Origin of the sequence: Archangium sp. (assembly GCF_036388035.1) — a bacterium.
In the GTDB taxonomy this organism is placed as follows: domain Bacteria; phylum Myxococcota; class Myxococcia; order Myxococcales; family Myxococcaceae; genus Archangium.
Map to the genome: position 1 here is coordinate 1 of NZ_DASVSO010000995.1, position 8,969 is coordinate 8,969.

General features: G+C 71.5%; 12 protein-coding genes. 8 read left to right on the top strand and 4 right to left on the bottom strand.

Annotated elements, in window-relative coordinates:
• Positions 1-1,214, bottom strand: a 1,214-nt coding sequence (locus VF697_RS41155) for a metallophosphoesterase (protein WP_331103928.1), incomplete at its 3' end; no start/stop codon positions are given.
• 92 nt (positions 1,215-1,306) lie between these two features.
• On the opposite strand from VF697_RS41155, the gene VF697_RS41160 reads away from it, so the two are divergent.
• From VF697_RS41160 to VF697_RS41185, 6 genes are all read left to right on the top strand, one after another.
• Positions 1,307-1,624 (top strand): antibiotic biosynthesis monooxygenase, encoded by a 318-nt coding sequence (locus VF697_RS41160; RefSeq protein WP_331103929.1) that lies wholly within the window; start codon positions 1,307-1,309, stop codon positions 1,622-1,624.
• A gap of 1 nt (position 1,625) precedes the next feature.
• Positions 1,626-2,792, top strand: a complete 1,167-nt coding sequence (locus VF697_RS41165) for an iron-containing alcohol dehydrogenase (protein WP_331103930.1) — start codon at positions 1,626-1,628, stop codon at positions 2,790-2,792.
• Positions 2,793-2,804: 12 nt separating this feature from the next.
• Complete coding sequence (locus tag VF697_RS41170; protein ID WP_331103931.1) at positions 2,805-3,029, top strand: hypothetical protein; 225 nt, start codon at positions 2,805-2,807, stop codon at positions 3,027-3,029.
• The gene (locus VF697_RS41175) at positions 3,026-4,213 is read left to right on the top strand and encodes an FIST signal transduction protein (RefSeq protein ID WP_331103932.1); all 1,188 of its coding nucleotides are present in this window, start codon (positions 3,026-3,028) and stop codon (positions 4,211-4,213) included. Before VF697_RS41170 ends, VF697_RS41175 begins: the two co-directional genes overlap by 4 nt.
• Before the next feature lie 118 nt (positions 4,214-4,331).
• Positions 4,332-4,769 (top strand): polysaccharide deacetylase family protein, encoded by a 438-nt coding sequence (locus tag VF697_RS41180; RefSeq protein WP_331103933.1) that lies wholly within the window; start codon positions 4,332-4,334, stop codon positions 4,767-4,769.
• On the top strand, positions 4,766-4,939 hold the full coding sequence (locus VF697_RS41185; RefSeq protein ID WP_331103934.1) for a hypothetical protein: 174 nt from the start codon (positions 4,766-4,768) through the stop codon (positions 4,937-4,939). The genes VF697_RS41180 and VF697_RS41185 overlap by 4 nt, the downstream gene beginning before the upstream one ends.
• Here VF697_RS41185 and VF697_RS41190 read toward each other — a convergent pair.
• From VF697_RS41190 to VF697_RS41200, 3 genes are all read right to left on the bottom strand, one after another.
• Positions 4,929-5,399 carry a GNAT family N-acetyltransferase gene (locus VF697_RS41190; RefSeq protein WP_331103935.1) on the bottom strand — a complete coding sequence of 157 codons (471 nt, stop codon included), beginning with the start codon at positions 5,397-5,399 and terminating at the stop codon, positions 4,929-4,931. The two genes, VF697_RS41185 and VF697_RS41190, sit on opposite strands and share 11 nt — an antisense overlap.
• A 65-nt stretch (positions 5,400-5,464) precedes the next feature.
• Positions 5,465-6,328 carry an NAD-dependent protein deacetylase gene (locus VF697_RS41195; RefSeq protein WP_331103936.1) on the bottom strand — a complete coding sequence of 288 codons (864 nt, stop codon included), beginning with the start codon at positions 6,326-6,328 and terminating at the stop codon, positions 5,465-5,467.
• 67 nt (positions 6,329-6,395) lie between these two features.
• Positions 6,396-7,769 (bottom strand): APC family permease, encoded by a 1,374-nt coding sequence (locus VF697_RS41200; RefSeq protein ID WP_331103937.1) that lies wholly within the window; start codon positions 7,767-7,769, stop codon positions 6,396-6,398.
• A gap of 154 nt (positions 7,770-7,923) precedes the next feature.
• On the opposite strand from VF697_RS41200, the gene VF697_RS41205 reads away from it, so the two are divergent.
• A complete protein-coding gene (locus VF697_RS41205; RefSeq protein ID WP_331103938.1) occupies positions 7,924-8,349 on the top strand; it encodes a hypothetical protein in 426 nt (141 codons plus the stop codon).
• A gap of 43 nt (positions 8,350-8,392) precedes the next feature.
• Positions 8,393-8,969: hypothetical protein (locus tag VF697_RS41210; protein ID WP_331103939.1), on the top strand; the 577-nt coding region annotated here is incomplete at its 3' end.

Genomic DNA, 8,969 nt, shown 5'->3' on the forward strand with positions numbered 1-8,969 from the left:
GCACGGAGCGTGAGGATGGACACCTCGGCCGGCACGCCGAGCCGGAACGGCAGCCAGTGCCCCGTGCCTCCCGACACGTAGAGCTGGCTCTCTCCACGCCGGTAGCGACCCAGCATGTAGTCGAAGGCGAACCGGAACAGCGGCATGCCGAGGAACGCCACCTGCCCGCCGTGCGTGTGGCCGGCGAGCGTGAGCCTGGCACCCCGCTCCACCGCGAGCGGGAAGAAGTCCGGGTGGTGCGACAGGCACAGCACCACCTCTTCCGGAGACGTCCCCCGGAAGGCGACCTCCGCCGAGCGCCGCATGCGCTCCCCCTTCACCTTCATGCTCCGCCCGCTCATGGGGTAGTCCACGCCCACCACGCGCACCCGCTGCCCGGCGTGCTCCAGCACATGCGACTCGTCCACCAACAGGCGGACGGGGCTCCCGCGACGCGCGCTCGCCGCGTACGCATCGAGGATCCGCCGCAGCCCGCGCCAGTGCTCGTGGTTGCCCAGGATGGCGAGCATCCCGTGTGGCGCCTGGCACTTCTCGAGCGCCGCCATCGTCCCGTCGAGCTGCTCGAGGTCGTCGATCAGGTCCCCCGTCATCACCTGGAGGTCCACCCGCGCCTCGTTCATCGCCTCCACCGAAGCGCGCACGTATTCGACGTCGATGAACGCGCCGACGTGGACGTCCGTGATCTGACCGATCCGGAAGCCATCGAGCGCGCGAGGCAGGCCCCGCAGCCGCACCTCCACCTCGCGCACCTCGAAGCCGGAGGAGCCGGCCACGATGCCCGCGGAGCTCGTCCCCGCCGCCAGCACCGGCAACGCACGGCCCACACCAACGAGCAGATTCCGTCGTCCCATGTCGACTCCTGGCGCCGCTCCGAGAGACGGGCCTCCATTGTCCACGGGTACCGCGGGGAGCAGACCCGCCCGGGCCCGCCCGCCACGCCCGCGCAGGAGCGCGAGGGGCCACCCGAGGAGCATCACCAGCCCCGTCGCGATGAACCAGCCGGAGCCGAAGAGCTTCAGGGGCATGCCCACCACCGGCAGCACGCCGTGGCTGCCGAGCCCGAGCGCCAGCGGGAGGGCGAAGGCCGCCACCGCGAGCCCCGACATCCCGAGGAACGCATGGCGGCGCCACCCCTCACGGACGCTGGGCAACAACCGGCGCAGGACGAAGTACGCGCCCACGTTCACGAGGGCCAAGAAGAAGAGTCTTCCCATTCCCGCCACTGCATAACAAATCGGACGCTCGGATGCCGGTTGAACGCAAGCCCGTAGCCAGGTGGCATGCCCAGCGGCGGTATCCTGGGGGCATGCCCACCAGCCTGCTGGTCGTCCATGTCCACGTCCACGTCAAGCCCGAGTCGGTCGAGGCCTTCCGTGAGGCCACCCTGGCCAACGCCCGTGAGAGCGTAAAGGAGCCGGGCATTGCCCGCTTCGACGTCGTCCAGGACACCGAGGATCCGACGCGGTTCGTGCTCGTCGAGGCCTACAGGTCGCCCCAGGCGCCGGCCGCCCACAAGGAGACGGCCCACTACCTGACGTGGCGGGACACCGTGGCACCGATGATGGCCGAGCCGCGCACCTCCCGGAAGTACGTCAACCGCTTCCCCGAAGACGCGGGGTGGTGACATGGGTGTGAGTGGCTTCGAGTTCGCCACCGCCACGCGCATCGTCTTCGGGGCGGGCCGCCTGGCCGAGGCCCCCGAGGCGGTGAGGGCCCTGGGTGGCCACAAGGTGCTGCTCGTCACCGGTCGCGACCCCACGCGTGCCGAGCCGCTGCGCGAGGGACTCGCCCGGCTGGGGCTTCCCAGTGTCACCTTCGCGGTGGAGGGCGAGCCCACCGTGGCGCTGGCACGGGAGGGCACCGCCGCCGCCGTTTCCACCGCCTGCGATGCGGTGGTGGCGTTTGGCGGAGGCAGCGCGCTGGACGCGGGCAAGGCCATCGCCGCGCTGGCCGCCAATGGAGGAGACCCGCTCGACTACCTGGAGGTGGTGGGGCGGGGGCAGGCGCTGACGAAGCCCTCGCTGCCGCTGGTGGCCATTCCCACCACGGCGGGCACCGGCTCCGAGGTGACGCGCAACGCGGTGCTGGGGGTGAAGGAGGCCCAGGTGAAGGCGAGCCTGCGCAGCCCCCTCATGCTGCCCCGGCTGGCCCTCGTGGACCCCGACCTGCTGGCGGGCGTACCGCCCGCGGTGCTGGCCTCCAGCGGGCTGGACGCGCTCTCGCAGCTCCTCGAGCCCTTCCTCTCGGCCCGCGCCAACCCGCTCACCGACGCGCTGGCCCGCGAGGGCCTGGGCCGCTCGGCGCGCTCGCTGCGCCGCGCGGTGCTGGAGGGGCCCGACGCGGCGGCGCGGGAAGACCTGGCGCTCGCGAGCCTCTTCGGGGGCCTGTGTCTGGCCAACGCGGGCCTGGGGGCGGTGCATGGCTTCGCGGCGCCGGTGGGCGGCATGTTCGACGCGCCCCATGGCGCGGTGTGCGCGGCGCTGCTCCCCGCCACGCTGGAGGTGAACCTGCGCGCGCTGCGGGCCCGGGCGCCCGCGCACCCCGCCCTGCCCCGCTTCCAGGAGCTGGCGGTGCTGCTCACCGGCCGCGCGGACGCGCGGGCCGAGGAGGGCATCGCCTGGGTGAAGGAGCTGTGCCAGGCGCTGGCCGTGCCGGGCCTGGGGCGCTATGGATTGACGGAAGCGGAGGTGCCACGGCTCGTGGCTCGGGCGAAAGCGGCCAGCAGCATGAAGGCCAACCCCCTGGTGCTCACGGACGAGGAGCTCACGGAGATCGCCATCCGCTCGCGGTGAGGGGAAAACCGTATGGCCAACAGGATCAGTCGGATCACCTCCTTCGTCGAAAAGCGCCGACTCGGCTTCGGTGTCGCACGTCTCATCATGATGAGCGGCGTGAATGTCCGCGGCATCGGCCCGAATGATCCGGATCCACCCGACGCCCTGCGGCGTCTGGAGCAGGTGCTTCCCCAAATCCTGTCGGCCCCGGAGCTGCAGGAGCTCACCCACCTTCTTTCGGAGGCAGGACCATGACCATCGCCATTGGAGTCGGGCTCGGAGACGCCGTGGATGCGGTGAAGGCCGTCCAGGCCGCGGTGGAGCAGGCGCGGGCGCAGCTCGGAGGAGTCCCCGCCCAGGCGGCCTACATCACCTCCACGGTGGACTACGAGGTCACGCGAGTCCACGCCGCCTTCCGGGAGGCGTTGGCGGGAGTGCCACTGCACGGGGTGACCACGTCGCTGGGCGTCCTCACGCCGGCCGGCGTGCGCAACGAGGGCCACGGCGCGGTGGCGGTGATGTTGGTGGGCGGCGCACCCGGGACGGCCTTCGTGGCCGCCTCCCAGGAGGCGGAGGGGCGCCGGGCGGGTGAGGCCGCGGCGCGGGAGCTGGTACGGAAGGCCGGCGGGAAGATGCCGCGGATGATCCTCTTCAACGCCTCGCCGGGCGAAGAGGAGGGGATGCTGACGGGCATCGCGAGCGTGTGCCCGGACGTGCCGTGTCAGGGCGGCAGCGCCGCGGACCATGCCATCGCCGGACAGTGGAGCGTCTTCACGCAGGAGGGCCCGGTGCCCGCGGGCGTGTCGCTGCTGGGCATCTTCGGCGAGGGGCGGGTGGGGACGGCGCTGTCCACGCCCTACAGCCCCACGGGCGAGCGCGCCCGGGCCACGAGGACCCAGGGTCGCACCCTGCTGACGCTCAATGGCCAGCCCGCCGCGCGGGTGCTGGGACGCTGGCTGGAGGGAGCCATCGATCACCAGGTGAGCTCGGGCGGCAACATCCTGGCGCAGACGGCACTGCGGCCCATCGCCGTGCGCCGGGACGTGGGCAGCCGGACCCACTACGTGACGGTGCACCCGGCCCAGATCCACGCGGACACGGGAGCGGTGGACGTCTTCGCCCTCATCGAGCCGGAGGACGAGGTGTGTCTGATGACCGGCACCGCCGAGGGTCTCGTGGCCGAGGTGGCGCACCTCATCGACGCGGCGCTGGCGCACGGCAACCTGACGACGCGGGACGTGAAGGGCGCGACGCTCATCTTCTGCGCCGGGTGCGCGGGCGCGCTGGGGCCGCGCATCGACGAGGGCCTGCGGACCTTCTCGCGGCTGCTGCCGGGCGTGCCCGTGCTCGGCCTGTGTACCTTCGGCGAGCAGGGCCACATCCCGGGCCTGGGCAACGTCCACCAGGACCTGTCGCTCAGCCTCACGCTGTTCGCCTGAGCCAGAGCGGGCCACGAGTCAAGCCCCTCGGCCGGTGCGGTGGAAGCACCCGGATTCGAGGAGTCCATCAATCTCCGCCTCGGGTGCCGCACGGCCCGTCACATGGGTGCACTGCTCGTTGCACACCCAACCCGGCAGGGGCCATCCGCGCTATATCTCCCGCGTCCATGGCCCGTTGGTCTCCATCGGCGGCGGCTGGGCCCTGGCCAACCCCAGGCACGTCCAGGAGCTCGCGCAGTACCCGAACTTCGAGTTCGGCAACCACACCTTCTCGCATCCCCACATGCCCCAGGTGAAGGATGACCGGAAGGTGCTGGAGGAGCTGCAGAAAACACAGCGGATTTTGTACGAGCTGACGGGCCGCATCCCCAAGTACTTCCGCCCGCCGTTCGGCGAGGTGGACACGCGCGTTGCCTGGCTCGCCTCCCAGGCGGCGCTCACCACCATCAACTACGATCTGCCCTCGGGCGACCCGGACGACATGGTCACCGCGAAGCGACTGGTGGACTGGGTGGTGAGGAGGGCGAGCCCGGGGGCATCGTGGTGCTGCACATGAACCACAAGCGCTTCGCCACCGCCGAGGCGCTGCCGGACATGCTCGAGGGGCTGCGCAAGCGCGGCTTCGAGCTCGTCACGGTGGGGACGCTGCTCGAGGACACGAGCTGGCCCACGTGTCAGCCCACCCTGGAGCCCGAGCGCCCCGTGGTGGCGGAAGTCATCCCCTGACGCGCGGCTTCCAGAAGACGAGCTCGGAGACACCCGGGACGGCGAAGCCCGGAAGCTGCCCCACCTGCCGGTACCCGTGCCGCTGGTAGAAGCGCTGCGCGCCCTCGTTGAAGTCCGAGGTGAGCAGGAAGAAGCCTCCGGGCGGGTCTCCACACCCGGCCTCGTAGGCCGCGAGGAGCTGGGCGCCCAGGCCCGAGCCGTGGCTGTCCTCCCGAATGGCGAGCGTGCGCAGGTAGGCGCCCGTGCCGAAGGTGCCCCGGGTGAGAAACCAGCACACGCCCACCGGGCCGCGCTCGTCGGTGGCCATGAGCAACCCCTCCCCTCGCTCCAGCGCGCCGCGGAAGCGGGCCGCCAGGGCCGTGGCGTCCAGTCCATAGGCCTTGAAGAGCGGGAGCGGCGCCAGCGCGGTGGCCAGCGCCGGCAGGTCCTCGGGGGTGGCGGGGCGGATGACGGCGGGCATGCGCTCCTCTCGAGGCGCTGGGGCTCCGGGAGATTGGACCGGAGCGCCGCGCCGCACAACCCAACTCAGCCGTTGGCGAGCGCCGCCGCGAGCCGGGGGAGCACCTCGCCCGCGCGAGCCTCCACGCGCACGTCCACCAACTCCACGCCCCGGCACTCGCCGATGTTGACGACGCCAATGGGCAGGTGCCGGTCCGCGGCCCGCTGGAGGAAGCGGAAGCCCGAGTAGATGGCCAGGGACGAGCCCACCACCAGCAGCGCGTCCCCCTGCTCCAGCAACGAGAAGGCCGCCTCCACGGTGGGGGGAGGCACGTTGTCGCCGAAGAACACCACATCCGGCTTCAGCGTCCCGCCGCAGCGGGTGCAGCCGGCGACCTGGAAGGAGCGCACCGCCTCGAGCGGCAGCTCCGAATCCCCATCGGGCCGCGGCTCGGCGCTCCGCTCCGCGAAGCCGGGGTTGAGCGCGAGCAGGCGCTCCTGCAGCTCCGTCCGGAGCTCGACCGCCTCACACTCCAGACAGCGCACCCGGGCGAGTGCCCCGTGCAGCTCGATGACGCGCTGGCTGCCGGCGGCGTGGTGCAGGCGGTCCACGTTCTGGGTGATGAGGCCGAGCACGCGCCCCTCACGCTCCATGGCCGCGAGCGCCTGGTGCGCCGCGTTCGGGCGGGCCGACGAGAAGCGGGGCCAGCCGAGCAGGCTTCGAGCCCAGTAGCGCGCCCGCACCTCGGGTTTGGTGAGGAACTCCCGGTGCTGGATGGGGTTGCGGGCCCGGGCGCGCGTACCGGGCCCCCGGTAGTCGGGGATGCCCGACTCGGTGCTGCACCCGGCCCCCGTGAGCACCACGAGGCGGCGGCCCCGGAGCAGTGAGACGAGGGCCTCCACCGTCTCGGTCTCGGTGGAGGCAAAGGGTTGTTCCAGGGAGGCGGTCATCGGGAAAAATCTATAACGCGCCCCCACCGTGTGCGCCGGCTCCAGGCCTGGAAACCAGGCGGCCTGTCTAGGGGCGCTCCGGCTCCTCCTCCAACACCACGTACTTCGGCCGCTGGAGGACGTACAGCAGGGCGATGCCCACGAGGATGCCGCCCGCGATGAGGGGCGCGCGCACATCCGCCTCATGGCCGAGCACCCTGCCGCCAATCATCACCAGGCACACCAGCGCACCGACGGCCGGGACACCCACCGGCACCTCGAAGGCGCCCCGTGGCTCGCCCGGGCGAAGCTTCAGGACGAGGAGCGAGCCATTCACCACCACGAACGCGCCCAGCAGCAGCAGCGACGTGGCATCGGCGAGCTGGCGGATGTCCCCCGCCAGCGCCAGGGCCAGCACGAGCACCCCCAGCACGAGGATGGCCACATGGGGCGTGCGACGGACGGGGTGGACCCGGCCCAGCCGCGCCGGGAGGAGCCCCTGCCGGGACATGCCGTACAGCAGCCGGGAGCCCATGACGTAGTTGAGCAGCGCCGTGTTGGCGACCGCGAAGATGCTGATGGCCGTGAAGAGGAGGGGCGGAAAGGCGGGCGCGGCCTTGCGCACCACGTCCACCAGCGCGGCCTTGGACTGGCTCAGCTCGCGGTAGGGCAGCACCGACACCGCGGTGATCGCCACCAGGATGTAGAGCACCGTGGCGATCACCAGGGCGAGCAGCAGCCCCAGGGGCAGCGTGGTGCGCGGTCGCTTCACCTCCTCGGCGACGTTGAGGATGTCCTCGAAGCCGATGAAGGAGAAGAACGTCAGCACGGCGCCCTGGAGCAGCAGACCCACGGTGAGGCCCGCCGCCGCGTCCCCCTGCGCCGCGGGAGGTGGCGTCTCCAGGTAGTCGACCGAGCCCCAGGAGCCCACGCCCACGGCGATGACGATGAGCAGCCCGGAGAGCTCCACCGTCGTGCAGAGGATGTTCATCCACGTGCTCTCGCGCATGCCTCGGAAGACGACGAGCGTGAGCAGCGCCAGGAAGGCGATGACGAGCAGCTCGGTGGGCCACCGCACGCCCAGGGTCTGCACGTAGCCGGCGATGATGCGAGCGCCGGTGGCCATGGACGTCAGGCCCGAGGCCGCCACGCCCAGGCCGATGAGGTAGGAGATGAAGGGCGCCCGGAAGGCGCGGTGGGCGACATAGGGCGCGCCCGCCGCGCGGGGGTAGCGGGAGCCGATGTTGGCGTAGCTCAGGCCCGTCAGCAGGGCGACGAGCATGGACATGACGAAGGCCAGCCAGACGGCGTTGCCCATGACGCCCGCCGCCTTGCCAATCAACCCGTAGATGCCCGCCCCGAGCATGTCCCCCACGCCGTAGACCGTCAGCGCCCCCAGGCCCATGGTGCGGGCCAGGGTCGGCTCCGAGGAGGAGGAAGGGGTCTCTTCGCCTGAAGCCATGGGCCCTGAGTTACGCATGACCCCCTCCCCGGGACGAGTCGCTCCCGGCGTCACCTGTCCGGAAGCCGCTACCCGTGGCGGATGGTGGACGATGGAAGACAGGTCCGGAGGGTTGGGCGGGCGAACCCGCGCGGAGGGCTGGCATCATGGAGCCATGAGGAAGGTGCTCTGGCTCGTCGGCTACCTCTGGGCATTCCCAGTGACCGCGCTGGGTCTGCTGCTCGCCATGCTCTTCGCGCGCCTCGACTCGGTGGACGAGGAGTACATCCTCCACTTCGTCGTGCAGCCCGGGGGGCCGCTCGCCTGGTACGTGCGCCACTTCCACATCACCGCCTTCACCCTCGGCGCGGTGGTGACGTACGCCGGGGAGGATGGCCCGAAAAAGGTCCGGCTGGTGCGCCATGAGCGCGCGCACGTCCTGCAGACCCTCGTCTTCGGTCCGCTGTTCCTCCCCCTCTACGCGCTCTCCTCGCTCTGGCAGCTCGTGCGCGGGCGCCACCCGTACCACGACAACTGGTTCGAGGTCCGCGCGCGCGCCGCGGAGGTCCCGGGCTACCGCGCGCTGCGCCTCGTCCGCTAGCGCTCCCCGCGTGGGCCTCCGTTCATGGGAGGATGGGCCCACCATGCCCCCTGCCATTCGCGGCTTCATGGCCAGGATGATCCTCGAGGCGGCCCGGAGCCTGCCGGCCGACAAGCAGCGCAGGGCGTTCGCCGCCGTCCCGCCGGAGCTGCTCTCGCTCATCGAGTCCACGCCCCGGCTGGGCTGGGTCTCCCTCCAGGAGAACATCAAGCTGTCGGACGCCCTGCACCAGACGCTGGGGGACCCGGGCTTCCGCGACTTCTTCGCGGGCGTCTCGGACCGCATGCTGGCCTACCCCTTGCTGCGGTCGTTCTTCGATGGGGCCATCCGGCTCTTCGGCCTGACGCCCCAGGCCCTGCTCAAGTGGTCCACCTATGCGTGGCAGCAGGCGTTCCGGGACTGCGGGAAGCTCGTGTACCACCCCCGCCGGGAAGCGGCGGACAGGGGCCATGTCCAGATGGTGCTGGAAGACTTCCCGTCGGAGCTGCTGCGCACGGGCACCTTCCCGGAGTCGCTCGCGGGGACCTTCGACTTGTTCCTGCGGCAGGTGTCCAAGAAGGGCCGGGTGGACATCCTCAGCGTCGCGCCGTCCAAGGGTCGCGTGGTCTACGACATCTCCT

Excerpts from the sequence above, each read along its gene's own strand:
- VF697_RS41160 (WP_331103929.1), top strand. The coding sequence starts at position 1,307 with ATGCCCACCAGCCTGCTGGTCGTCCATGTCCACGTCCACGTCAAGCCC.
- VF697_RS41165 (WP_331103930.1), top strand. The coding sequence starts at position 1,626 with ATGGGTGTGAGTGGCTTCGAGTTCGCCACCGCCACGCGCATCGTCTTC.
- VF697_RS41170 (WP_331103931.1), top strand. The coding sequence starts at position 2,805 with ATGGCCAACAGGATCAGTCGGATCACCTCCTTCGTCGAAAAGCGCCGA.
- VF697_RS41175 (WP_331103932.1), top strand. The coding sequence starts at position 3,026 with ATGACCATCGCCATTGGAGTCGGGCTCGGAGACGCCGTGGATGCGGTG.
- VF697_RS41185 (WP_331103934.1), top strand. The coding sequence starts at position 4,766 with ATGAACCACAAGCGCTTCGCCACCGCCGAGGCGCTGCCGGACATGCTC.
- VF697_RS41190 (WP_331103935.1), bottom strand. The coding sequence starts at position 5,399 with ATGCCCGCCGTCATCCGCCCCGCCACCCCCGAGGACCTGCCGGCGCTG.
- VF697_RS41195 (WP_331103936.1), bottom strand. The coding sequence starts at position 6,328 with ATGACCGCCTCCCTGGAACAACCCTTTGCCTCCACCGAGACCGAGACG.
- VF697_RS41200 (WP_331103937.1), bottom strand. The coding sequence starts at position 7,769 with ATGGCTTCAGGCGAAGAGACCCCTTCCTCCTCCTCGGAGCCGACCCTG.
- VF697_RS41205 (WP_331103938.1), top strand. The coding sequence starts at position 7,924 with ATGAGGAAGGTGCTCTGGCTCGTCGGCTACCTCTGGGCATTCCCAGTG.